The sequence below is a fragment of the Streptomyces sp. NPDC060064 genome (genome assembly GCF_042736455.1).
In the GTDB taxonomy this organism is placed as follows: domain Bacteria; phylum Actinomycetota; class Actinomycetes; order Streptomycetales; family Streptomycetaceae; genus Streptomyces.
Window position 1 is genome coordinate 15,978 of the sequence record NZ_JBHWWF010000010.1, and the last position, 866, is coordinate 16,843.

Sequence of the window (866 nt, forward strand, 5' to 3'; positions counted from 1 at the left end):
CGCGCCGGTGGGACCTGTGGCTCCTGTCGCACCGTCCGGACCCGTCGCGCCCGTCGCACCGTCCGAACCTGTCGCGCCCGTCGCACCGTCCGAACCTGTCGCGCCTGTCGCGCCCGTCGTGCCAGTGACTCCTGTCGCGCCCGTCGTGCCAGTGACTCCTGTCGCGCCGGTGGGACCTGTGGCTCCTGTCGCACCGTCCGGACCCGTCGCGCCCGTCGCACCGTCCGAACCTGTCGCGCCCGTCGCACCGTCCGAACCCGTCGCACCCGTCGTGCCAGTGACTCCTGTCGCGCCGGTGGGACCTGTCGCACCCGTCACACCGTCCGAACCTGTCGCGCCCGTCGTGCCAGTGACTCCCGTCGCGCCGGTGGGACCAGTGGCGCCCGTCGTGCCAGTGACTCCTGTCGCGCCGGTGGGACCAGTGGCGCCCGTCGCACCGTCCGGACCCGTCGCGCCCGTCGCACCGTCCGGACCCGTCGCGCCCGTCGCACCGTCCGAACCTGTCGCGCCCGTCGCGCCCGTCGTGCCGGTGGGACCCGTCGCTCCTGTCGCACCGTCGAGACCTGTCGCACCCGTCGCACCGTCCGGACCCGTGGCTCCCGTGGCACCTGTCCCACCTGTCGCGCCGTCGAGACCCGTCGCACCGGTGGGACCAGTGGCGCCCGTCGCACCGTCCGAACCCATCGCGCCGGTGGGACCCGTCGCTCCCGTGGCGCCGTCGGAACCTGTTGCTCCCGTCGCGCCCGTCGTGCCGGTGACTCCTGTTGCTCCCGTCGCACCGTCCGAACCTGTCGCGCCCGTCGCGCCCGTCGCACCGTCCGGACCCGTCGCGCCCGTCGCACCGTCCGAACCTGTCGCGCCCTACG